General features: G+C 44.9%; 20 protein-coding genes. 17 read left to right on the forward strand and 3 right to left on the reverse strand.

Annotated features, from left to right (window positions below; all coding sequences use genetic code 11):
* The first annotated feature begins 187 nt into the window (after positions 1-187).
* From J7E81_RS21220 to J7E81_RS21230, 3 genes are all read left to right on the forward strand, one after another.
* Positions 188-622, forward strand: coding sequence for a YwiB family protein (locus tag J7E81_RS21220; protein WP_308162253.1), 435 nt, complete (start codon positions 188-190; stop codon positions 620-622).
* Positions 619-2,289 carry an arginine--tRNA ligase gene (gene argS / locus J7E81_RS21225; protein ID WP_215045443.1) on the forward strand — a complete coding sequence of 557 codons (1,671 nt, stop codon included), beginning with the start codon at positions 619-621 and terminating at the stop codon, positions 2,287-2,289. The genes J7E81_RS21220 and argS overlap by 4 nt, the downstream gene beginning before the upstream one ends.
* Positions 2,290-2,427: 138 nt before the next feature.
* On the forward strand, positions 2,428-2,607 hold the full coding sequence (locus tag J7E81_RS21230; RefSeq protein WP_215045444.1) for an H-type small acid-soluble spore protein: 180 nt from the start codon (positions 2,428-2,430) through the stop codon (positions 2,605-2,607).
* Positions 2,608-2,638: 31 nt separating this feature from the next.
* On the opposite strand, the gene uvsE is transcribed toward J7E81_RS21230, so the two are convergent.
* Positions 2,639-3,595, reverse strand: coding sequence for a UV DNA damage repair endonuclease UvsE (gene uvsE, locus J7E81_RS21235; RefSeq protein ID WP_215045623.1), 957 nt, complete (start codon positions 3,593-3,595; stop codon positions 2,639-2,641).
* A 15-nt stretch (positions 3,596-3,610) separates the two neighbouring features.
* Positions 3,611-4,813, reverse strand: coding sequence for a cardiolipin synthase (cls, locus tag J7E81_RS21240; RefSeq protein WP_215045445.1), 1,203 nt, complete (start codon positions 4,811-4,813; stop codon positions 3,611-3,613).
* Positions 4,814-4,998: 185 nt separating this feature from the next.
* Between cls and J7E81_RS21245 the strand changes: the two genes are divergently transcribed.
* The 10 genes from J7E81_RS21245 (at position 4,999) to J7E81_RS21290 (ending at position 19,390) form a co-directional block, all read left to right on the forward strand.
* Positions 4,999-7,110 (forward strand): (Fe-S)-binding protein, encoded by a 2,112-nt coding sequence (locus J7E81_RS21245; RefSeq protein ID WP_215045446.1) that lies wholly within the window; start codon positions 4,999-5,001, stop codon positions 7,108-7,110.
* Between the two features lie 249 nt (positions 7,111-7,359).
* On the forward strand, positions 7,360-8,547 hold the full coding sequence (locus tag J7E81_RS21250; RefSeq protein WP_215045447.1) for an acetyl-CoA C-acetyltransferase: 1,188 nt from the start codon (positions 7,360-7,362) through the stop codon (positions 8,545-8,547).
* Between the two features lie 269 nt (positions 8,548-8,816).
* Complete coding sequence (locus J7E81_RS21255) at positions 8,817-9,668, forward strand: 3-hydroxybutyryl-CoA dehydrogenase (protein ID WP_215045448.1); 852 nt, start codon at positions 8,817-8,819, stop codon at positions 9,666-9,668.
* A gap of 226 nt (positions 9,669-9,894) precedes the next feature.
* Complete coding sequence (locus tag J7E81_RS21260) at positions 9,895-11,025, forward strand: acyl-CoA dehydrogenase (RefSeq protein ID WP_215045449.1); 1,131 nt, start codon at positions 9,895-9,897, stop codon at positions 11,023-11,025.
* Positions 11,026-11,150: 125 nt separating this feature from the next.
* Positions 11,151-12,290, forward strand: a complete 1,140-nt coding sequence (locus J7E81_RS21265; protein ID WP_215045450.1) for an acyl-CoA dehydrogenase — start codon at positions 11,151-11,153, stop codon at positions 12,288-12,290.
* Positions 12,291-12,355: 65 nt separating this feature from the next.
* The gene (locus J7E81_RS21270; protein WP_215045451.1) at positions 12,356-13,012 is read left to right on the forward strand and encodes a TetR/AcrR family transcriptional regulator; all 657 of its coding nucleotides are present in this window, start codon (positions 12,356-12,358) and stop codon (positions 13,010-13,012) included.
* Between the two features lie 34 nt (positions 13,013-13,046).
* Positions 13,047-16,295: a fused isobutyryl-CoA mutase/GTPase IcmF gene (icmF, locus tag J7E81_RS21275; protein WP_215045624.1), complete on the forward strand. Its 3,249-nt coding sequence runs from the start codon at positions 13,047-13,049 to the stop codon at positions 16,293-16,295.
* Positions 16,296-16,473: 178 nt separating this feature from the next.
* Positions 16,474-16,647 carry a hypothetical protein gene (locus tag J7E81_RS21280; RefSeq protein ID WP_215045452.1) on the forward strand — a complete coding sequence of 58 codons (174 nt, stop codon included), beginning with the start codon at positions 16,474-16,476 and terminating at the stop codon, positions 16,645-16,647.
* Between the two features lie 228 nt (positions 16,648-16,875).
* The gene (gene rpoE, locus J7E81_RS21285) at positions 16,876-17,472 is read left to right on the forward strand and encodes a DNA-directed RNA polymerase subunit delta (RefSeq protein WP_215045453.1); all 597 of its coding nucleotides are present in this window, start codon (positions 16,876-16,878) and stop codon (positions 17,470-17,472) included.
* Positions 17,473-17,794: 322 nt separating this feature from the next.
* Positions 17,795-19,390 carry a CTP synthase gene (locus J7E81_RS21290; protein ID WP_215045454.1) on the forward strand — a complete coding sequence of 532 codons (1,596 nt, stop codon included), beginning with the start codon at positions 17,795-17,797 and terminating at the stop codon, positions 19,388-19,390.
* 140 nt (positions 19,391-19,530) lie between these two features.
* On the opposite strand, the gene J7E81_RS21295 is transcribed toward J7E81_RS21290, so the two are convergent.
* Positions 19,531-20,061: a DUF2529 domain-containing protein gene (locus J7E81_RS21295; RefSeq protein ID WP_215045455.1), complete on the reverse strand. Its 531-nt coding sequence runs from the start codon at positions 20,059-20,061 to the stop codon at positions 19,531-19,533.
* A gap of 151 nt (positions 20,062-20,212) precedes the next feature.
* Here J7E81_RS21295 and J7E81_RS21300 point away from each other — a divergent pair, with 151 nt between their 5' ends.
* From J7E81_RS21300 to rho, 4 genes are all read left to right on the forward strand, one after another.
* Positions 20,213-20,584 (forward strand): response regulator, encoded by a 372-nt coding sequence (locus J7E81_RS21300; RefSeq protein ID WP_215045456.1) that lies wholly within the window; start codon positions 20,213-20,215, stop codon positions 20,582-20,584.
* A gap of 247 nt (positions 20,585-20,831) precedes the next feature.
* Positions 20,832-21,686 (forward strand): class II fructose-bisphosphate aldolase, encoded by an 855-nt coding sequence (locus J7E81_RS21305; protein WP_215045457.1) that lies wholly within the window; start codon positions 20,832-20,834, stop codon positions 21,684-21,686.
* A 460-nt stretch (positions 21,687-22,146) separates the two neighbouring features.
* Positions 22,147-23,433: a UDP-N-acetylglucosamine 1-carboxyvinyltransferase gene (locus tag J7E81_RS21310; protein ID WP_215045458.1), complete on the forward strand. Its 1,287-nt coding sequence runs from the start codon at positions 22,147-22,149 to the stop codon at positions 23,431-23,433.
* A gap of 322 nt (positions 23,434-23,755) precedes the next feature.
* The gene (rho, locus tag J7E81_RS21315) at positions 23,756-25,018 is read left to right on the forward strand and encodes a transcription termination factor Rho (RefSeq protein WP_215045459.1); all 1,263 of its coding nucleotides are present in this window, start codon (positions 23,756-23,758) and stop codon (positions 25,016-25,018) included.
* Positions 25,019-25,190 lie beyond the last annotated feature (172 nt).

Consider the following 25,190-nt stretch of genomic DNA (forward strand, 5'->3'; position numbering starts at 1 on the left):
GCCTTGATGGTTAATGGTGCCTGACACCATGAAAGCAATGGGTGCCTGTCCCGGTGCGGGGCGGGCATTTTTTGATTTGTTGGTGATCTAAGTTTATAATAGAAAAAGTATGCTTTTATGTACTTAGGTCAATTATGATACTAGCGAACGATCTAAAGAGGATGATAAATTCCTTTTAATAAAGGAAGTGTTACAGTTGTCAAGTTTGTCTACTACAGAGATTCCCATGAAGATTAATGTGAAAACAACGATTCATCAGCAAGAAGGCTCAGAGACCATTGAGCTGCAGGTATTTGGCCGCTATTTTGAAAAGGACGGGGCTTCATTCCTTAAATATGAGGAAGTACTAGAAGAAGGTACAGTCCGGACAATTGTGAAGGTTGCGCCAGATGAGGCGCTGATCCTCCGAGGCGGGGCCGTAAAGATGCGCCTACCCTTCAGGTTACATAAGAAATTAAGAGGCAGCTACGAGATGCCGTTTGGGGTATTTGAAACAATGACAATGACTAGAAGACTCGAACACACAAAGGGTCTGATTGATATTCTTTATGATTTCACAATGCAGGGCTCACCTGCCGGTACATTCCATATGGAGATAACCTTTCAGGAGGAAGAAAGATGAATATAGTAGAACAGGTACAAACAAAACTAAAAGAAGAGATCAAAGCAGCCGTGCTGAAGGCAGGCCTAGCTTCAGAGGAACAGATTCCCGATGTCATTCTAGAGACCCCAAAGGAAAAGGCTCACGGTGATTATTCAACCAACATGGCGATGCAGCTTGCGCGCGTCGCAAAAAAGGCACCGCGGATGATTGCAGAGGCATTGGTTGCCAATTTTGACCGTACAAAGGCTTCGATTGAAAAAATTGAACTAGCAGGCCCAGGCTTTATTAACTTTTACATGAACAATGCATATTTAACAGATTTAATTCCGACCGTTCTTCATGCTGGGGAACACTACGGCGAAACAACAACAGGCAACCGCCAAAAAGTCCAGGTTGAATTTGTTTCAGCCAACCCAACCGGGGACCTTCACCTTGGACATGCCCGCGGTGCGGCCGTTGGCGACTCGCTTAGCAATATCCTTGCCAAAGCAGGCTATGATGTTTCGCGTGAATACTATATTAATGATGCCGGCAACCAGATTAATAATTTAGCGTTGTCCGTAGAAGCCCGCTATTTCCAAGCACTTGGCTTGGAGAAAGACATGCCGGAGGATGGCTATCATGGTGCCGATATCATTGGAATTGGTAAGACTTTAGCAGAAGAGTTCGGCGATAAGTATGTAAATGTTACGGATGAAGAGCGTTTCGAATTCTTCCGTGAGTATGGTTTGAAATATGAAATGGCCAAACTGAAGAAGGATCTTGAAGATTTCCGGGTTGGCTTTGACGTATGGTACTCAGAAACGTCCCTTTATAAAAATGGTAAAATCGATGAGGCACTCGCCGCACTTCGTAAGACAGGCTATATCTATGAGCAGGACGGAGCAACCTGGCTGCGTTCAACGGATTTCGGCGATGATAAGGACCGCGTTCTCATTAAGCAAGACGGCTCTTATACGTATTTAACACCGGATATTGCCTACCACAAGGACAAGCTTGAGCGTGGTTTTGAAAAATTAATCAATATTTGGGGTGCTGACCACCATGGCTATATTCCACGGATGAAGGCCGCCATTCAGGCCCTTGGTTATGACCGCGAGGTGCTCGAGGTTGAAATTATTCAGTTAGTTCACCTTTATAAAAATGGTGAAAAAATGAAGATGAGTAAGCGGACCGGAAAAGCCGTAACAATGCGTGATTTAGTCGATGAGGTTGGCCTCGATGCGACGCGTTACTTCTTCGCGATGCGCAGTTCAGACACGCATATGGATTTCGACTTGGATTTAGCTGTATCGGAATCCAATGAAAACCCAGTTTATTATGCACAATATGCTCATGCCCGAATTTCCAGTATCCTCCGTTCAGGCGAAGACCAGGGAATTTCCGTTGACGCAGATGCTGATTTTTCATTCATTGAATCTGAAAAAGAAATTGACCTATTAAAGAAACTTGGTGAATTTCCGGCAGCTGTTGGCGAGGCCGCACAGAAGCGTGTACCGCACCGCATCACGAATTATATCTTGGAATTAGCGGCAGCGTTCCATAGTTTTTATAATGCGGACAAGGTGCTTGATAGCGACAATCTAGACCGCACGAAAGCACGCCTTGCCTTGGTAAAATCCGTGCAGATCACACTTAAAAATGCGCTCGCTTTAATTGGCGTTTCAGCTCCAGAAAAAATGTAAAACATAAATGGAAGCCTCTTGGTTAGGAAACTTAATCCTTGAGGCTTTTTTTGTGGGGAATTTTTATTTTTAACATGAATATCTTCCAAAAAAATGCAGATAGTAAAGATAGAAATTGAGTAGGAGTGAACCGTTTAAATGAATATTGGAAGAGCAAAAGAAATACTTGAATCAGCGGATATGATTAATGTGACTTATGATGGGACCCCCGTCATTATTCAACATGTTGACGAAACCACGAAAATGGCGCGGATCTATACCCGAAAGGATCCGGAGAATGAACAAGATGTTCCCGTCCTCAATCTAATCGAAGAATAGAAAAGAGTCTCCAGCGTAAACGGAGACTCTTTCATTTTATTTCAATGCTGGCCCCGCTTATCCGCTTAAATCCCCGCAATTTACTTAAATCCTCGACTAATTTTAAGGCCGCCTGATCCTTTGCCTTGGCCTCAATCATAAAATCGACATCCTGCCCGAGTTCACGCAGTAAATTCACAAACGGCATAATGAATTCCGGGTCGACCAAATCCGCATGGGAGCGGAATTCCTTTTCATTTTTGGGAGAAGAAATATGGACTTTCGGCACCATTTCACCCTTAGACCAGGTCCCAAAAATCCGCGGCAGCAGCTCCTCGAGCGGGGCTTCACTAAGATTGGCCATATAATGATGATAATCAAACACTAACCGGATTTCTTCTTTTTCACACACCTTTAAAGTCTCCTCCGCCGTATAAGTCTTATCATCATTTTCGAGGGTCATGACCTTTTTAATGTGACTAGGCAAGGTGGTCAGGTTTTCATAAAATCGCGACAGTGCGGCGGCCTTATCGCCATAGGCACCGCCAATGTGGATATTAATCAGCCCTTTGTCAGCAATCCCCATTGCCTCAAACATCTGATAATGGTACGTCATATCGATGACGGCATTTTCGGTAATCGTCTTTTTGGGAGAGGTAAACAAGGTAAATTGATTCGGATGAAAACTGACGCGCAAATGATTCCGTTTTACTAAGTCGCCAATTTCCCGCCATTCTTTTAAAAAAGGAGTGGTAAAATCCCAGCGCACCTCTGGGTGTGTCGCCAACGGGACAATTGAGCTTGAGAACCGGTACAATTCAATTTCGTGCGCCAGATTGTAGTAAAGCATCCTTAAGGTGTGCTTGAGATTTAACCTCGTCACCTCAAGCAGCTTTTCCTTGCGCTCAGAGGCGCTAAGCTGCTGATAACGGGTAAAAGTCAGTGCCTTCGCTGGGGAGGCATCCCATAAACTGATTGCATGTGAAACATAGCCAAACCGAATTTTGATCATCAACACTCCCCCTTATAAAAAGTAGCAAACAGCCCCAGCTATTGTTTCTTTTACAGATCGCCAAAGATTTGGTTTATTTAGGACAGTGAGCGACAGCTTTTTAGAATCAAGGATGTCCCGATCGATGACACTCTTCAATCGCTTAATAAAGGCTGGATCATAGATATAGCAATTTATTTCTTTATTTAAAAATAAACTGCGCCGATCGAAATTGGCCGTGCCAATATCACAAATTTTATCATCAATCAGGATTGTCTTTGCATGATAAAAACCATTTTGGTATTGATAAACCTGGGCACCTGCCGTGATAAGCCTTCGTAAAAAGCGGTAAGATGCCTCTTGAACTAGGATATGATCAGAGGTATAGGGGACAATGAGCGTAATCTGGACGCCGCGCCGCCGCGCTGCCAGTAATTCCTTAAAAATGGGCGAGCTTGGAATAAAATAAGGGGTGCCGATGATAATCGATTGATCGGCTTTCCTCATCAGGTCAATAAAAATTCCTTCCAACAGCCCCGCTTCCGTTGGGTTTAATTGATGCCGGATGCTGCCTTTGGACAGTGGAGGAAAAAGCCTTGGATCATGATGAACCTTTTCGCTCGCATACTCGTTCCAATCCTGCAAAAACGCACTCTGCAAAAAATGAACGCCCTCACCTGTTAGCTTTAACTGGTAATCCCGCCAAGGACTAAGCTTCGGGTCTTCATCAATGTATTCTTTGCCAATATTAAAGCCGCCCATAAAGCCGATCTTTCCATCAATAATCGATATTTTTCGGTGGTTTCGAACTTGGGCAGAGTAAAAGAGGAAGGGAAGTTTGACCCGATTGCTAAACGCGACATGGATGCCAGCGGTTTTAAGGTCCTTCACCTCTTTTTTCTTGATCGTTAAACTGCCAAGCCGGTCAATCAGCAAACGGACCTCGACACCTTCTTGTGCCTTCTTTTTTAAAATTGTGAAAAATTCCTGTCCCAAGCTGTCATTCTTTATAATATAATACAAAATATGGAGATGTTTTTGGGCTTTTTGAATCTCAGAAAAATAGCTACGGAAAAAATCCTTGCCATGTGTAAAAATCTCAAACTCGCTGTGGAGGATGCCGGTCTCCACTTTGTTTGCAATCAGCAGATGCTTCTTTCGGCCTAAGCTAAAATCTAGGACAAGCCATATAATGAAAAGAACAAGCAGTCCACTCAAAATGACTACAAATTTCATTGAAAATCTTCCCCCATTCGGTTTCGTTAGTGTCCCCATGTACGAACTTTTCTATAAGTTGGCCAATTTGATAAAAATGATTTGACTGAATGCTCATTCATTTTTATAATAGACATAGATACAATTCTGAAAATTTACTATTTTCTACAAACAATCGGGGAGAATCAAAGAAAGGGGCGTTTTACTTGAATGGTCTTTTATGGGTCAACCTCATTGCATTTCTGGCTGTAACCGCTTACGCGATTAGTCTATTTGTTTATGTGGTTAAAACAAGAATTGAATTTATCAAACTGGGAAAGAAAGTGGAGTTTGATCATAATGTCAAAGAACGGCTGCAAAAAATTTGGGTCAACGTGTTTGGCCAGAAGAAACTCTTAAAAGATAAAAAAAGTGGTGCCATTCATGTCATGTTCTTTTATGGCTTTATTTTAGTCCAATTTGGCGCCATTGATTTTATTTGGAAAGGGCTCGCACCTGGCTCACATCTGCCGCTGGGTCCATTGTATGCGGGATTTACCTTTTTCCAAGAGATTGTCACATTAATGATTCTTGTTGCGGTAGTGTGGGCTTTTCACCGCCGCTATGTAGAAAAATTAGTCCGCTTAAAACGCAATTTTAAATCAGGTCTTGTTCTGTTATTCATTGGCGGATTAATGGTGTCTGTTTTACTGGGGAATGGAATGGGCCTCATTTGGCATGGGGAAGAGCCATCATGGACGGAACCGATTGCTTCAGTGATTTCGGTTATTTTTTCGGGGATTAGTGAAACCGCCTCCATTGTTGTTTTTTACATAGCATGGTGGGCGCATTTATTATTCTTGTTAACCTTCTTAGTATACGTGCCGCAGTCCAAGCATGCCCACTTAATCGCCGGGCCGGCCAACGTCTACTTTAACCGTTTGGATAAACCGGGAAAATTGAAAAAAGTTGATTTTGAAGATGAATCACAAGAATCGTTCGGCGTTGGTAAAATTGAAGACTTTACCCAGCACCAAATGATTGATTTTTATGCCTGCGTAGAATGCGGCCGCTGTACCAATATGTGTCCGGCCACAGGAACGGGCAAAATGCTGTCCCCAATGGATTTAATCGTTAAAATGCGCGACCACCTCACCTTTCATGGTGCGTCTGTAACCTCTAAGCAGCCATGGGTGCCGACGTTTGCATTTGCCAATTCAAAAGGAAACCAGATCGCACTTGCGGCACAAGGTCAGGGTGCACAGGAAACAGCTGCTGCTGCGCTTTACAACCCTAGTTTGATTGGTGATGTAATTACCGAAGAGGAGATTTGGGCGTGTACCACCTGCCGAAACTGTGAGGACCAATGCCCTGTTATGAATGAACATGTCGATAAAATTATCGACATGCGCCGTTACTTAGTTTTGACAGAAGGAAAGATGGATGCCGATGCCCAGCGCGCGATGACTAATATTGAGCGTCAAGGCAACCCGTGGGGCTTAAACCGTAAAGAGCGTGAGAACTGGCGTGAGGCTCGCGAGGATGTCCACATTCCAACCGTGAAAGAAATGAATAAGGCCGGCGAAGAATTTGAATACCTTTTCTGGGTTGGCTCAATGGGCTCCTATGATAACCGCAGTCAAAAAATTGCCTTATCGTTTGCCAAGCTCCTCAACGAAGCAGGTGTGAAGTTTGCCATCCTTGGCAATAAGGAAAAGAACTCTGGTGATACACCTCGCCGTTTAGGAAATGAGTTCTTATTCCAAGAACTTGCGGCCAAGAATATTGAGGAGTTTGAAAAGGCAGAGGTCAAGAAAATCGTTACGATTGACCCGCATGCCTATAATATTTTTAAAAATGAATATCCTGATTTCGGGTTAGAAGCAGAAGTCTTCCATCATACGGAAGTGCTTTATCAGCTGGTCCGTGATGGAAGACTTGTTCCGAAGCATGCGGTGAATGAAAAGATTACCTTCCATGATTCCTGCTACCTCGGACGTTACAATGACGTCTACGATCCGCCGCGGGAGATTTTAAAATCGATTCCGGGTGTGCAGCTGGTCGAAATGGAACGCAACCGGGAAAAAGGAATGTGCTGCGGCGCAGGCGGCGGTTTAATGTGGATGGAGGAAGAAACCGGTCACCGCATCAACGTCAGCCGGACAGAGCAGGCGCTAGCCGTCAATCCATCCGTGATCAGTTCGGGCTGCCCTTACTGCTTGACGATGCTTTCCGATGGAACGAAGGCAAAAGAAGTGGAAGAAAAGGTTGCAACCTACGATGTGGCTGAGCTGCTTGAAAAAGCCGTTTGTGGTGACGGGCAAGCAGTCGCTTCTTAAATCCATGAGCAAGAGCTTGAATTTTTACAAATCAAAATTTTAAAAATTTTGTGTAAAACATTTCAACTCTTGCTCTTTTTTATGTAAAATAGAGGTATATAGTTAAACGCTTACATTATTTTAAAAAGCGTAAGCCGGAATCGTTGGTTCCTTGCCTGCGTTATATTTTTCGTTTCATTTCGAGCGAGCGTTCAGTCGCCACAAGCAAAGGGAGAACAGCTGAAAAATGGGAATAAGGGAGAGATTAGCATGGGGAGAACGGTGATTTTAAGCGGTGTTCGCACACCTTTTGGAAAATTAGGAGGGAATTTAAGCGGCTTTACGGCGTCACAGCTTGGCGGAATTGCCGTAAAGGAAGCATTGATTCGTTCAGGTGTGAAGCCGGAAGAAGTAGAGGAAGTCATTCTTGGAACGGTGTTACAAGGCGGCCAGGGGCAAATTCCATCGCGGCAGGCAGCTATTCATGCCGGACTACCATGGGAAGTTAAGACGGAGACGATTAACAAGGTTTGTGCTTCAGGAATGCGGAGCGTGACGCTGGCAGACCAAATCATCCGTGCCGGCGATGAAGAGGTCATTGTCGCGGGCGGTATGGAATCGATGAGCAACGCGCCATATATTTTACCAAAAGCAAGATGGGGCTTTCGCATGGGTGACTCAACCGTTAAGGACTTAATGATTCATGACGGATTGACCTGCAGCTTCACCGGGGTTCATATGGGCACTTATGGAAATAGTACAGCAGCAGAAATGGATCTTTCACGTGAAGCTCAGGACGAATGGGCGCTGCGAAGCCATGTTAAGGCAATTGCCGCTATCGAGAGCGGGAAATTGGCGGAGGAGATCGTATCGGTTGAGGTACCGCAGCGCAAAGGGGATCCGGTGTTGGTTTCTGCAGATGAGGGGCCGCGCAAGGATACGTCGTTAGAGCGCTTGTCCAAATTGGCCCCGGTGTTCAATTCAACCGGGACGATTACGGCCGGGAACGCGCCAGGCGTGAATGACGGTGCAGCAGCGCTTGTGTTAATGAGTGAGGAGCGGGCTGAGCGTGAGGGACGCAAGGTGGAGGCCGTCATTCTTGGCCATACAGCGATTGCAGTCGAAGCAAAAGATTTTCCGCAGACCCCGGGCTTGGTGATTAATGAGCTGTTAAAAAAGACTGGCCGCAGCTTGGAAGAGATTGATTTGTTTGAGATAAATGAAGCCTTTGCAGCTGTGGCATTAGCGAGCACAAAAATTGCCGGGCTTGATCTGGAAAAGGTCAATGTCAATGGCGGTGCGGTGGCGCTTGGTCATCCGATTGGTGCAAGCGGGGCACGGATTATTATTACCTTGATGCATGAATTGAAGCGCCGCGGCGGCGGAGTCGGAATTGCTGCGATTTGTTCAGGCGGCGGCCAGGGTGATGCGGTGATGATTGAGGTGCCAAAAGCGTAAGGCTGTCGGAGTGAGACAGCACAGATTTAATTTGCGGTTAGGAGGCCTTTATTTGTGGATAAGTTCATTTTATTTGCGGATAAGGGCCTTTCACTTGCAGATAAGCAGGTTTAATTTGCGCAAGGGAGGCTAACTTGCGGATAGCCAGAAACTATTTGCGGATACCGGACTTTCACTTGCGGATAAGCTAATTTCACTTGCGGATACCACCTTCCAACTTGCGAGAAGGCGGACCACAGTTTTTTTAATAGAGAGATGGAGGGAAAACAATGAACGTTTCAAAGGTTATGGTGATTGGTGCGGGTCAAATGGGCTCCGGAATTGCTCAGGTTTGTGCCCAAGCCGGCTACGAAGTGGTATTGAATGACTTAAAACCTGAATTTGTGGAGCGGGGTTTAGAAATCATCCAGAAAAACCTCACCCGCAACGTAGACAAAGGCCGAATTACAGAGGAACAAAAGCAGGAAGTAATCGCCAGACTAACCCCTTCAACCGATCTCAACGATGCCAGCAGCGTCGACCTGGTCATTGAAGCAGCAGTTGAAAATATGGAAATCAAGACAAACATCTTTTCACAGCTAGACAAAATCGCTCCAGCACATACCATCCTAGCTAGTAACACCTCATCATTGCCTATCACAGAAATTGCCGCTGCCACCAGCCGTCCAGAAAAGGTAATCGGCATGCATTTTATGAATCCTGTTCCCGTTATGAAACTCGTTGAAATAATCCGCGGGCTTGCAACAGCCGATGAAGTCTATCAAGTGATTGAGGATATGACCAAAACGTTGGGCAAAGTACCGGTTGAGGTAAATGACTTTCCTGGCTTTGTCTCGAACCGCATCCTCATGCCAATGATCAATGAAGCCATTTACACGCTTTACGAGGGCGTTGCCACCAAAGAAGCCATCGATGAAGTGATGAAGCTTGGCATGAATCATCCAATGGGACCGCTAACGCTAGCTGATTTTATCGGCTTAGATACATGCTTATACATTATGGAAACACTTCATGAAGGTTTTGGTGATGATAAGTATCGTCCGTGCCCGCTTTTGCGTAAATATGTGAAAGCCGGCTGGCTCGGTAAGAAATCAGGGCGCGGTTTTTACAGCTATGAATAAAATAGAAAAGCGGAAGCGCCTTGAACAGGGGCGACAGGCTTAAGACGAGCCGGCGAGAAGGCTGTTCTTTAGCCTTCTTGACGGAATGGCTTAAGACCCCGAGCCCCTAGGCGCTGGAGCTGGACAATTAAAAGAAACCAGGTGGATTACGCCGTCATTACATAATCGAAGATTCCCCTGGCACACAGCATCTGAACTATTCATCCTCAGGAAGGGGAGACATATGATGAATCTGACATTGACAGACGAGCAAGAAATGATGCGGAAAATGGTTCGTGATTTTGCCCAGAAGGAAATCACACCATTTATTGAAAAAATGGAAAAAGGGGAATTTCCCCGCGGCATTCTTCGCAAAATGGGCGAGCTCGGTCTAATGGGAATTCCCGTTTCCGCTAAGTACGGCGGGGCGGAGATGGATTTTATTTCTTATATTATTGCGATTCATGAACTGTCAAAAGTAAGCGCTACAGTAGGCGTAATCCTGTCTGTCCACACCTCCGTCTGTACGAACCCAATTTTATACTTTGGAACGGAGGAACAAAAGCAAAAGTATATACCCAAGCTGGCGTCTGGCGAGTACTTAGGGGCGTTTTGCTTAACCGAACCAAGTTCTGGGTCCGATGCCGCCAGTTTAAAAACACGGGCGGTGAAAAAAGGCGAGCATTATGTGCTAAACGGCTCCAAGGTGTTTATCACAAACGGCGGTGAGGCCGATGTGTATATAGTGTTTGCAACGACGGACCCATCCCTTGGAACAAAAGGGATTGCGGCCTTTATTGTTGAAAAAAATACCCCTGGTTTTATCGTCGGCAAGGATGAGAAGAAAATGGGGCTGCACGGCTCAAGAACGGTGCAGTTAACCTTTGAGGATTTGCATGTCCCCGCGGCAAACATGCTTGGCCAAGAAGGAGAAGGCTTTCGAATTGCAATGGCGAACCTTGACGTCGGCCGAATTGGCATCGCCACTCAGGCATTGGGGATTGCGGAAGCAGCTTTTGAAGCGGCCACAGCCTACGCGAAGACGCGCCATCAGTTTGGCAAACCAATAGCTGCTCAGCAGGGGATTGCTTTTAAGCTGGCCGATATGGCGACAAGTGTCGAGGCGGCTAAACTATTAGTCTATCAGGCTGCTGATTTGCGGAGTAAAGGGTTGAAGTGCACGTTGGAGGCGTCGATGGCAAAGCTGTTTACCACTAGAACAGCAGTGGAAGTGACAACAGAAGCGATTCAGGTATTTGGCGGCTACGGTTATACGGAGGATTATCCCGTTGAGCGCTTTTTCCGTGATGCCAAGGTGACGGAGATTTATGAGGGCACGAGCGAGATTCAGCGGATTGTGATTAGTAAGCATCTATAATTTAGATGCGAAGTGGTAATAAATCTAAAAATTTGTTAAATTGTCCGCACTTTTTTTAAATATATCTAAAATTATTGTTAATAAAGCCAAAGATGGGCCCGGATTGGGCAGAGGAGGCACTCAAAATGCAATTTAAATTATCGGAAGAGCATGAAATGATTCGTAAAATGGTCCGGGATTTTGCCCGCAACGAGGTCGCGCCGACAGCGGCAGAACGTGATGAGGAAGAACGCTTTGATCGCGAGATTTTTGACAAAATGGCGGAACTGGGATTAACGGGAATTCCATGGCCGGAAGAATACGGCGGCATTGGCAGTGACTTTCTTGCTTATTGTATCGCGGTTGAAGAGCTTTCCCGCGTGGATGCGTCAACAGGCGTCCTCTTGTCTGCCCACACCTCGCTGGCCGGCTGGCCGATTTACAAATTCGGCAGTGAAGATCAAAAACAAACCTACCTGCGCCCGATGGCAGAAGGCTGTAAAATCGGTGCTTATGGATTAACAGAGCCTGGCAGCGGTTCGGATGCGGGCGGGATGAGAACGACTGCGCGTTTAGAAGGGGACCACTATATCCTAAACGGCTCAAAAATCTTTATAACCAATGGCGGTGAGGCCGACATTTATGTGGTCTTCGCTTTAACCGACCCAACCAGTAAGCAAAAAGGAACGACAGCGTTTATTATCGAAAGCGATTTCCCTGGCTTCTCGGTTGGTAAAAAGGAAAAAAAACTCGGTATTCGTTCCTCGCCAACAACCGAAATTATTTTTGAAGATTGCAAGGTTCCGATAAAAAACCGCCTTGGTGAGGAAGGCGATGGCTTTAAAATTGCGATGATGACGCTCGATGGCGGCCGCAACGGCATCGCTGCCCAGGCAGTCGGCATCGCCCAAGGCGCACTCGATGCAGCCGTCGACTATGCACGCGAACGCCAACAGTTTGGCAAACCAATTGTCGCCAATCAAGGCATCTCCTTTAAGCTGGCAGATATGGCTACCAATATTGAAGCGGCAAGACTACTAACCTATCAAGCGGCATGGCTCGAGTCCAATGGCTTACCGTACGGTAAAGAGTCGGCGATGTCCAAACTGTTTGCAGGTGACACGGCAATGAAGGTGACGACGGAAGCCGTTCAAGTCTTTGGCGGGTATGGCTATACAAAAGATTATCCGGTTGAACGGTTTATGCGCGATGCAAAAATCACTCAGATTTATGAAGGAACACAAGAAATTCAACGTCTCGTGATTTCGAGAATGATTACAAAATAAACAGCCATGCCAACAGGGGCTCGGGGGCCCCTTGGCGTTGGTGCTAGAAAAAGGCGGTACCTAGGATGAAAAAAAGAGAAGTTCAAGCCTCTGTCAAGGATGAGCGTCTTGTGCAAAAAAGGCGCGACCAAATGATCAAAGGGGCTGTATCACTTTTTAAACAAAAGGGGTTTCACCGGACAACGACAAGGGAAATCGCCAAAGCAGCTGGATTCAGCATCGGCACATTGTATGAATACATTCGCACGAAAGAGGATGTCCTATACTTGGTCTGTGACAGCATCTATGACCATGTCAGCGAACGGCTTCAGCAGGATTTGGCAGTGGAAAAAGGGACATTGGAAAGCTTGAAGCACGGAATTGCTGACTTTTTCCAGGTCATGGATGAAATGCAGGCCGAGGTGTTGGTTATGTATCAGGAAGTGAAGTCACTATCCAAAGATGCCCTGCCATATGTATTGAAGAAAGAGATGGAAATGGTCGCGATGTTTGAGGAGCTGTTGACCCGTTGTGTCGAGAACGGGGAACTGCGATTATCGAAAAAACAAATCGAACTTGTCGCCCACAATATTTTTGTCCAGGGACAAATGTGGGGATTCCGCCGCTGGGCCTTAAGAAAGCTGTTTACGCTTGAGGAATATATTGCAATGCAGACAGAAGTCTTATTATCGGGGATTCAAGGCGGGGTCTCGGGCGCTGTTGCAGTTCCGGAGAAGGGGTAATCACACGATTCATTTTTCCAAAAGGGGGAGCACGATGGGGAAATATCAGCCACGGCATCATATTCGCTTTGTGACGGCGTCGAGCCTGTTTGACGGTCATGATGCCTCCATTAATATAATGAGACGGATTCTGCAGGCGAGTGGGGCGGAGGTCATTCACCTTGGCCACAACCGCTCGGTCGAAGAGGTTGTAAATGCCGCGATTCAGGAAGATGTCCAAGGAATTGCGATCTCGTCGTACCAGGGCGGGCATGTTGAGTATTTCAAATATATGTATGATTTGTTAAAGGAAAAAGGGGCACCGCATATTCGGATTTATGGCGGCGGAGGCGGGGTGATTATCCCGCGCGAGATGGATGAGCTGCATGCCTATGGAATTGCCCGGCTGTTTTCGCCGGAGGACGGGCGGACACTTGGACTGCAAGGGATGATTGACCGGATGATCGAGGAATGTGATTTTTCAACAGTCACTTCCGATGTTAACGAACAGATTGCTAAGCTGCCGGCGGGCGATGTGAAAGCGATTGCCAAGCTGATTACGATTGCAGAGCTTCATGTTGATAAAAGGAACGAGGCCGCGGCTGCAGCTGAACAGGTGCTTGAACAGGTGAAGTCACTTGAAAAGGGGATTCCTGTTGTTGGGATTACCGGAACGGGTGGTGCCGGAAAAAGTTCGTTAACCGATGAGTTAATCCGCCGCTTTATCAATGAATTTCCAGGCAAAAAGGTCGCGATTCTTTCTGTCGACCCAACCAAACAAAAAACAGGCGGAGCACTGCTTGGCGACCGGATCCGCATGAATGCGATTTTCTCTCCGAATGTGTACATGCGCAGTCTCGCGACAAGGTCTTCCAAAAATGAACTATCGCTGGCGATTAAGGATGCTGTCACGGTTACCAAGGCGGCAGGCTTTGACCTAGTTATTGTCGAAACGAGCGGCATCGGTCAGGGCGATGCGGAAATCACCGAGATTTGTGATGTGTCGATGTATGTGATGACGAGCGAGTTTGGAGCGCCGTCACAGCTGGAAAAGATCGATATGCTCGACTTTGCCGATTTGATTGTCATCAATAAATTTGAACGCAAGGGTTCTGAGGATGCAAAACGCCAGGTGCAAAAGCAGTACCAGCGCAACCATATGCTGTTTGAAAAAGACCTGGACGAAATGCCGGTATACGGCACGATTGCCAGCCAGTTTAATGACCAGGGGACGAATGCGTTGTTTGCGGCGTTAGTTGAGGTAATTAATGAAAAAGCAGGCACCGAGTGGGTGACATCGTTTAGTAAGGAAGCCGTGGTTGAAAAGCAAAATGTCATCATTCCGACAGACCGCCGTTATTATTTACGTGAGATCACCGAGACAGTGCGCGGCTATCATCGCAAGGCTGAAGCCCAAGCCAATATTGCCCGGAAATTATTTCAGCTTGAGGGTGCCATCGAGGCAGTTCAGAATCAGCCGGAAGTGGTGGCTGCTTTAGAGGCAGTGAAGCAAGAAACGGAGGCACAGCTGACGGCGGAATCGCAAAAAATCCTGGCGTCGTGGGAACAGACCAAGTCAGCGTATGCGGGTGAAAAATTTGTTACGCGCATTCGGGATAAAGAGATTATCACCGTTTTAAAATCAAAAAGTTTATCAGGCCTTGATATTCCGAAAGTGGTTCTGCCTAAATATAAAGATTATGGTGAGATTTTGCGCTGGGTGTACCGCGAGAATGTTCCAGGTTCATTCCCTTATACGGCTGGGGTGTTTCCTTTTAAACGCGAGGGTGAAGATCCGAAGCGCCAGTTCGCCGGTGAAGGAACACCGGACCGGACGAACCGCCGCTTTCACTACTTATCAAAGGATGATGCGGCAAAGCGGTTAAGTACTGCCTTTGATTCAGTGACTTTGTACGGGGAAGACCCGGATTACCGACCCGATATTTTTGGGAAAGTTGGCGAAAGCGGGGTCAATGTTTGTACCTTAGATGACATGAAAAAGCTGTATGCAGGCTTTGATTTATGCCACCCTTCCACATCGGTTTCAATGACGATTAATGGCCCGGCGCCGATTATTTTGGCAATGTTTATGAATACGGCCATTGATCAGCAGGTGCAGGAGAAGGAAGCAGAGCTTGGCAGGACGTTGACGGTTGAAGAGTTTGCTAAAGTCCGAGCCTACACACTGCGCACTGTACGCGGGACCGTTCAGGCTGATATTTTAAAAGAAGACCAAGGCCAGAATACGTGTATTTTTTCAACAGAGTTCGCCTTACGGATGATGGGCGATATTCAGCAGTATTTCATAGACCATCAAGTCCGTAATTATTATTCTGTGTCGATTAGCGGTTATCATATTGCCGAAGCCGGTGCTAATCCGATTTCGCAGCTCGCGTTTACGCTGTCTAATGGCTTTACGTATGTGGAATATTATCTGAGCCGCGGTATGAAGATTGATGATTTTGCACCGAACCTATCGTTCTTTTTCTCGAATGGCCTGGATCCCGAGTATACGGTGATCGGCCGGGTGGCACGGAGGATTTGGGCAACAGTAATGCGTGATAAATATGGGGCGAATGAGCGCAGTCAAAAGCTGAAGTATCATGTTCAGACCTCAGGGCGGTCGCTGCATGCCCAGGAAATCGACTTTAATGATATCCGCACGACCCTGCAGGCGTTAATGGCCCTGCATGATAACTGTAACTCCCTTCATACAAATGCTTATGATGAGGCGATTACGACGCCAACCGAAGAGTCGGTGCGCCGGGCGATGGCGATTCAGATGATTATTACGAAGGAGCATGGGTTAACGAAAAATGAAAATCCCCTTCAAGGTTCGTTTATTGTCGAAGAGCTGACCGATTTAGTGGAAGAGGCGGTACTTCAGGAGTTTGACCGCTTGAATGACCGCGGCGGGGTGCTCGGTTCGATGGAGACCCAGTATCAGCGCGGCAAGATTCAGGACGAATCGATGTATTATGAAATGAAGAAGCATACCGGAGAATTGCCAATTATTGGCGTCAATACGTATGTGAATCCGAATCCGCCATCTGAGGAAGAGGTCAATAATATGGAATTGGCCCGGGCCACGAAAGAGGAGAAGGAATTACAAATTCATCATTTGCGGGCCTTTCAGGAAGCCCATTCGAGTGAAACAGCTGCTGCCTTAGCTCGTTTGAAGGCTGCAGCGGTCAACAATGGCAACATCTTCGCTGAATTGATGGAAACCGTTAAAGTCGCCAGCCTTGGGCAAATCACGAGAGCCTTATATGAGGTTGGGGGACAGTACCGTAGGAATATGTAATATGAAAATAGTATTAACGGTGACAGGCACCATGTGGAAATTTCACATGGTGCTTTTCGCGGAATGTCTATTTTTGTGTTAAAATAGTTAGTTGTTATCGATATCAAATTAATCTTGTATCTTATATAATCAATCTTAGCGTTTCAACTTCAATGTGTTTATAGGTAGGTGTGTCCAGATGAAGGGTCTTCACATAATCATTATTTTAATCATTTTCGCCTGGCCATTAAACTATTTATATCAACGGCAGCTGGGTGCAGTTTCGTTCCTGCTTTTGGCCATCCTCTTTTTATATGTTTCCCTGAAAGAGATGAAAAAGCTTAAAAGGGAGAAATCGCAGAAAGGGGAATAATTCATCCCTGCAAAAATTCAAGACAAACTATCTACTTACACTAGCATAAACACCAAGAATTTGTTTATAATGAAGAATATGCAAAAATTAGAAGTGTGGAAAGTGTATTACCCGCACGGGAGCTAGACAGTTATCAAAATTCAATTATTTTTTCATACATAAGAATCCTAACTGTCCTGGACCACTCGGAAAGTTATGAGTGTTAAATAGAGAAAGGAAGTGCCAATAGTGAGTTTAGCACAATACTCAAAAGAGGAATTGCAAGAGTTTTCCCTCATGGAAATGGCTTATGAATATTTAAAAAATAGCAAGCAGCCCATCTCTTTTCATGATTTAGTGAGCGAGATTAAAGCCGCAGCTGGAATATCGGACGAAGAAATTCGGACACGCCTGGCACAATTTTATACAGATATCAACATCGACGGCCGTTTCCTTTCATTAGGAGAAAACCGTTGGGGACTACGCTTCTGGTATCCAGTCGATACGGCGGAAGAAGAGGTAATCACAGCCGTTAAACCGAAGAAGAAAAAGGCGAAGAAGGTTGTCGACGAAGAAGAGCTTGAGGATTTCGATGAAATCGATGAAGAAGATTATGATGATCTGGATGACTTTGCTGATGATGATGACGATCTTCTTGACGATGATGACGACGATTTGGACGATGATCTGGATGATGTCGATGAATTCGACGACGACGACGATGTCCTTGACGAAGATGATGAAGATGAATTCGAGCTTGATGAAGCAGAAGTTCTCGATGAAGAACTTGACGAGGATGAAGAAGATGAAGAGTTCGACGACGTGGAAGAAGACGAAGACTTGTAAGTTTGATCCCGGGTTCCACCGTTTCTTTCTTTTTAGGGTGAAGGAAACAGCTTGACTTTTTATTCAAGCCCCTGTATTATCTTTTTTGGGCTCCTTTTAAAAGGACGAATGAATATAACGAATATGCGCTCCCCTCGCAATGCCGCGAGTGGAGCGCTTTTTATTTTTATGTGAAGCTGGAGAGTGCCTGGCACTTGATGCTTTTCTAAAAAACTCCATATCAGGAGTTTTTTCGTTTTTGGAGCAATAGGGAAATAATTTTTAAAAAAATATCCTTAAACAACCTGAATAATGTACAAACTGTAATAGAGGAGGACTATTTATGACAAAGTATATTTTTGTTACGGGTGGTGTAGTGTCATCACTTGGAAAAGGGATTACCGCTGCTTCCTTAGGGCGTTTACTGAAAAATCGAGGTTTAAATGTAACGATCCAAAAATTTGATCCGTACATTAACGTGGACCCAGGAACCATGAGTCCTTACCAGCACGGTGAAGTATTCGTTACCGATGATGGTGCGGAAACAGATTTGGATCTTGGTCACTATGAGCGTTTTATTGACATTAATCTAAACAAGTACTCCAACGTAACAACAGGAAAAATCTATTCAACTGTATTAAGAAAAGAGCGCCGCGGGGACTACTTAGGGGCAACCGTTCAGGTTATTCCACACATTACCAATGAAATCAAAGAGCGCTGCTTCCGGGCGGGAAAAGAAACAAACGCTGATGTTGTCATTACGGAAATTGGCGGTACGGTTGGGGATATCGAATCACTGCCATTCCTTGAAGCGATCCGTCAAATTAAGAGTGATATTGGCAGCAAAAATGTAATGTACATTCACTGTACGCTGATTCCTTACATAAAAGCGGCCGGTGAAATGAAGACGAAACCAACCCAGCATAGCGTAAAGGAACTGCGCAGCTTAGGAATTCAGCCAAATATTATTGTCGTCAGAACAGAATATCCAGTTTCTCAGGATATGAAGGATAAACTGGCCTTGTTCTGTGATATTGATGCCAAAGCGGTGATCGAATGCCGTGATGCGGATACCCTTTATTCCATTCCGCTTGCGCTGCAAGAGCAAAACATGGATCAAATTGTTTGTGATCACTTGGAATTGGGTACTTCTCCAGCAGAAATGACCGAGTGGACAGCACTTGTTGACCGGGTTCTAAACCTATCTGGTAAAGTCCGGATTGGTCTGGTTGGTAAGTATGTAGAACTTCAGGATGCCTACATTTCAGTTGTCGAAGCGATGAAGCATGCCGGTTATGCATTTGATACTGATGTAGAAATCAAGTGGATTAATTCCGAAGATGTTAACCGTGAAAATGTGGCTGAACTCCTTAAAGATGTCGATGGCGTGCTTGTGCCTGGCGGATTTGGCGACAGGGGAATTGAAGGGAAGATTGAAGCAACCCGTTATGCCCGTGAGCAGAAGAAGCCATTCCTTGGTATTTGCTTAGGTATGCAGCTGGCAACGATTGAATTTGCCCGCAACGTATTGGGTTATGCTGATGCACATTCAGCAGAATTCCTTCCTGAAACGAAGCACCCAATTATCGACCTGCTTCCTGAGCAGAAGGATGTGGAAGATTTAGGAGGTACATTACGTTTAGGTTTATATCCTTGCCGACTTGCGGAAGGGACAAAAGCGTTTGAAGCGTATGAGGATGAAGTGGTCTATGAGCGTCATCGTCACCGTTATGAGTTTAACAATTTCTATCGTCAAGAGATGGAAGCGGCTGGATTTATTTTCTCAGGAACAAGTCCTGACGGCCGTTTAGTGGAAATCATTGAGTTGAAAGATCACCCATGGTTTGTGGCGTCACAGTTCCATCCGGAATTCGTGTCAAGACCAACGCGTCCACAGCCGTTGTTCCGTGACTTTATTAAAGCTTCTATTCAAAAATAATTTAGATTACTGGCCAGTCCTGTTTGCGGACTGGTCTTTATTTTTTGTAATAAAAAGGAAAAACAGCCAATCTAGCCGGAAAATGGGCCAATCACCTCCAATAATCAGCCAAACAAAATAGGGCCCAACAAGGCCCTATTTTACTCTTCATATTCCGCTAAAATCTCATCAATCGTAAATTTTAAGCCATGATAGATAAACAATGTAGCCATCGCAGACGGATAGCCATAACGATTTCCTGCCTCATCGGGAAGCAGTCCTTTTGTTAAGCGCAAATCGATATGAACATCGGCTAATTGTGATAAATCCTGATCAGCGGGCTCAATCACAGTGGAAGCCGCCACAAAAGGGATCATCTTGTCGCGGAGCAAATGGGCGAGTTCAAGTGCAGGCCCGTCAGTAGAAAACCTTGAAAACAACAGGACACGGTCAGCGTCACTTAGTCCGTCAATCTCAGCCTCGGTTAACACCTTAGCCGCCTGTAACGGCTCAGCCCCTTCTACTGCTTCCAATGCCACGGCCTTCATTTCCCTCGTGCCATAAATATAAATGGAACCGTCACCTGCAGGGGCTTGGGCGAGCAAGCGGGCGCCATCTTCAAATGAAAATTCTTCTTTTTCTGCTATTTTTTTAAAAACACCCGTTAACTGGGTAGTAAACATTTTTAACATTTTAACCCTCCTTTTACGCCATTCATTATAAGCCTTTTTTCGGCGTAACCCAAAAACAAATGTAAAAATAACAAAACTTTAAGCAGGATATTTATTTCCCAAGGTAGAAATATAACAAGTAAAAGAGAAAGCTAAGAAAGAGGTGGCGTTTATGAAAGAGAAAATTTTAATTGTCGACGATCAATTTGGCATTCGCATCTTGCTGAATGAAGTGTTCCAAAAAGAAGGATATCAAACATTTCAAGCTGCAAATGGAGTCCAAGCACTAGAGATCGTGACAAATCATCATCCGGATCTTGTCCTCTTGGACATGAAAATTCCCGGTATGGACGGTATAGAAATTTTAAAACGAATGAAAGTTATCGATCCAGAGATTCGCGTCATCATCATGACCGCCTACGGTGAATTGGATATGATTCAAGAAGCCAAAGACCTTGGTGCTCTAACCCATTTTGCAAAGCCATTCGATATTGACGATATCCGTGCAGCTGTCCGCAAACATATTCCGCAAAAAGCAAACTAAATAATGGTATTTTTTTAAAAAGTAAAGCACGAAAGCAGACAACTTCCAGTGGGTACGCTTTCATTGTGACAGTTTCAAAAAAAGCACTCGAATAATGGCATTTCCTCATTTCTTTTGATATGATACATATGAACTTTTAACAGGCTGGGTATCATTTGATTTATACATAATCGACAAATCAGAGGGAAATCCTGTTATGGAAGACCCTGTTTAAAATGGTATCAAGCTAACTTAAGGAGGAAGAGAAATGCCTTTAGTATCAATGAAAGACATGCTTAACAAAGCGAAAGCGGAAGGCTACGCTGTAGGGCAATTCAACATCAATAACTTAGAATTTACACAAGCCATTCTTCAAGCTGCTCAAGAAGAGAATTCACCTGTAATCCTTGGTGTCTCTGAAGGCGCTGGCCGTTACATCGGCGGATTCAAAACTGTTGTGAAAATGGTAGAAGGCTTAATGGAAGATTATAAAATTACTGTACCAGTGGCTATTCACCTTGACCACGGTTCAAGCTTTGAAAAATGTAAAGAAGCCATCGATGCAGGCTTTACATCTGTTATGATTGACGCTTCACACCACCCATTTGAAGAGAACGTTGAAATTACTAAAAAGGTAGTAGACTATGCTCATTCAAAAAATGTTTCTGTAGAAGCTGAATTAGGAACAGTTGGCGGACAAGAAGATGACGTTTCTGGAAGCATTATCTATGCTGACGCTCAGGAATGTGTGGAGTTAGTGAAACGCACAGGTATCGACTGTTTAGCTCCTGCATTAGGTTCTGTACACGGTCCTTACAAAGGTGAACCAAACCTTGGTTTCAAAGAAATGGAAGAAATCGGCAACCTTACTGGTATGCCATTAGTATTACACGGTGGTACTGGTATCCCAACAAAGGACATCCAGCGTTCTGTTTCTCTTGGAACTGCAAAAATCAACGTGAATACTGAAAACCAAATTGCTTCTGCAAGAACAGTTCGTGAAGTATTAGCGGCAAAACCTAACGAATACGATCCACGTAAATACTTAGGCCCAGCTCGTGACGCGATCAAAGAAACTGTAATTGGTAAAATGCGTGAATTCGGTTCTGCAGGCAGAGCTTAATAACATCTGTTGGTTCTGGAATTAACCGGAACTTTTATAAAAACTGAAAACCGTCCTTTTTTAAGGGCGGTTTGTGTCTGTAAATGGAAGTCTGAAAATTTAGTCGATACTGAAAGAATTGAGGCTCCTTATAAGACAGGAACAACCGCAAAAACGCCTATTTTCATTGGGAAACCTCCTCCATTTTTCACAGCGAAAACAAACACTCACGACTGCTTTGCAAATTAGGATAAATTTTTTTATTATGAATACATGAAATTGAGATTTTCGTGTAAACTAATAATAGACAAGCTGTCGGAATTTGACTTTTTGTGTTGGAAAAATATACCTATAGCCTCGCTTGGTACCAGTGGTCTTTTTAAATAAAGCAGAAACACCCTTATGGTGCTTGTGCATAAAACAAAAGTCTCGCGCTGACAATCATTCGTGACCTTTCGTGGGCTTAGAAGGGAGTCAATTAATGGAAAAACTAAAAATTGCGGGCGGTTATCCGTTAAAAGGAACAGTTCGCATCAGTGGTGCTAAAAACAGTGCTGTAGCCCTCATACCAGCAACCATTTTAGCAGAATCACCCGTAACGATCGAGGGTTTGCCAAATATCTCTGATGTGGAAATCTTAAAAGATTTGCTCGAGGAGATTGGCGGGAAAGTCGCTATGACGGATGAGGAAATGACGGTTGACCCTTCAACGATGATTTCGATGCCGCTGCCAAACGGAAAGGTAAAAAAGCTGCGTGCTTCCTATTATTTAATGGGTGCAATGCTAGGTCGGTTTAAGAAGGCAGTGATTGGTTTGCCTGGCGGCTGCCACCTCGGCCCAAGACCGATTGACCAGCATATTAAAGGGTTTGAAGCGTTGGGTGCTCAAATTACCAATGAACAAGGGGCGATTTATTTACGTGCAGATGAACTGCGCGGTGCCAGAATTTACTTGGATGTAGTCAGTGTCGGCGCGACCATTAATATTATGCTGGCTGCCGTACGCGCTAAAGGCCGGACGATCATTGAGAACGCGGCGAAAGAACCAGAAATTATTGATGTTGCCACCTTATTAACCAATATGGGTGCGAAAATAAAGGGAGCTGGAACCGACGTGATTCGGATTGATGGTGTCGATACGCTTCACGGCTGCCGGCATACAATCATTCCAGACCGGATCGAAGCAGGAACCTATATGATTATAGGCGCCGCTGTCGGCGAAGGAATCTTAGTCGATAACGTCATCCCGCAGCATTTAGAATCGTTGATTGCTAAACTTCGTGAGATGGGCGTGCAGATTGAGACGAGTGATGATCAAGTGTTTGTTGATGGTTCAGTCAACTTGAAAGCGGTTGATATCAAAACCCTTGTTTATCCGGGGTTCCCAACCGACCTGCAGCAGCCATTTACGACGCTCTTAACAAAAGCTTCAGGATCAGCTGTGGTGACCGATACGATTTATGGTGCCCGTTTTAAACATATTGATGAACTAAGAAGAATGAATGCGAATATTAAGGTGGAAGGCCGCTCCGCGATTATTAACGGTCCGATTCAGCTCCAAGGTGCAAAAGTGAAGGCAAGCGATCTCCGTGCCGGAGCAGCCCTTGTCATTGCTGGGCTGTTGGCCGAAGGGATTACGGAAGTGACTGGTCTTGATCATATTGATCGCGGTTATAGTAATTTAGTTGAAAAACTAAATGGACTCGGTGCCACTGTTTGGCGGGAAGCATTAACAAAGGACGAGCTTGAACATCTTAAGAACACATAAAAAAATAAAGTAGACGTAGACAGTGCAAATGGTGTCAGGCACCACAGAGAAGAGGCTAGATTAATGCATCTAGTCTCTTCGTTTAATTCGCAAGGATAAGGAATAATTACCAATAATGGAATTATTATTTTTTAGTTGATTAATTTTTTGTAGAGAGGGTAAAATAGTAATTGTTTTTATTATGCATCTATTCTGCAATCCTATTCATTTCTTTTATCTACTTCTATTTCAATTCCTCTAATTTCTAATTATTATCTAACTAGACAATCTCCCGCTTTCAACTAGCGGATTTGCTGGAAAAATTTTAAAGAGTGGTGTACAAATGGACTTAACTATTTCAAGTTTAGAAAATATGAAGCTGAAGGAACTTTATGAGCTTGCTCGGGAATATAAAGTAACCTACTACAGCAAATTAACCAAAAAAGAATTAATTTTTGCAATCTTAAAATCACGCGCCGAACAACAGGGCTTTTTCTTCATGGAAGGTGTTCTCGAGATTATTCAATCAGAGGGTTTTGGATTTTTACGGCCAATCAATTATTCGCCAAGCTCAGAGGATATTTATATTTCCGCTTCGCAAATCCGCCGTTTTGATCTTCGTAATGGGGACAAGGTGTCCGGTAAGGTTCGACCTCCAAAAGAAAATGAGCGCTATTATGGCTTGCTCCACGTGGAAGCCGTTAACGGAGAAGATCCTGAATCTGCAAAGGAACGTGTGTACTTCCCAGCGTTAACTCCACTGTATCCAAATAGACAAATGAAGTTGGAAACAACGCCGAAGCATGTGTCGACGAGGATTATGGATGTTGTGGCACCGGTCGGTTTTGGTCAGCGTGGTCTGATCGTAGCCCCTCCAAAGGCTGGGAAAACGATGCTGATAAAAGAAATTGCCAACAGCATTACGACGAATCATCCAGATGTCGAGCTAATTGTGTTGTTAATCGACGAACGTCCGGAAGAGGTAACCGATATTGAACGTTCTGTTGCTGGCGATGTGGTCAGCTCGACGTTTGACGAGGTTCCTGAGAACCATATCAAAGTAGCCGAGCTTGTTCTTGATCGGGCGATGCGTTTGGTTGAGCATAAGCGCGATGTCGTGATTCTGATGGATAGCATTACGCGTTTGGCTCGTGCCTACAACCTAGTCATCCCGCCAAGCGGCCGGACGCTCTCTGGTGGTATTGACCCGGCAGCATTCCACCGTCCGAAGCGTTTCTTCGGGGCAGCCCGTAATATTGAAGAGGGCGGCAGCTTAACGATTCTCGCTACGGCCCTTGTGGATACGGGTTCACGTATGGATGATGTTATTTATGAGGAATTTAAAGGGACAGGTAATATGGAGCTGCATCTTGACCGTCAATTGGCAGAGCGCCGTATTTTCCCTGCGCTTGACATTCGCCGCTCCGGTACGCGTAAAGAAGAATTACTTATTCCGAAGGACCATTTGGATAAGTTATGGGCAATTCGCAAATCGATGTCCGATTCACCGGACTTTGCTGAGCGCTTCTTGAAAAAATTACGCCAGACGAAGTCAAACGAAGAATTTTTCGCCCAATTAGGGGAAGAGTTGAAGACTAGACGGTAGTAGAAGATTTTGCTTTGGACTAGATTGATTGGGGGTTCAATTTGCGTTCCTTTTTTAAAAAGAAACCAACAAATCCCAGCTTGCAAAAATAGGATACCCTTGTTATAATGGGTGCAGTGTCTTTTATGTAATTGGTGCTTGTTTGTAAAGACAGGCATTTATATAACTCTGT

Source organism: Bacillus sp. ISL-18 (genome assembly GCF_018613415.1).
Taxonomy (GTDB): Bacteria; Bacillota; Bacilli; order Bacillales; family Cytobacillaceae; genus Neobacillus.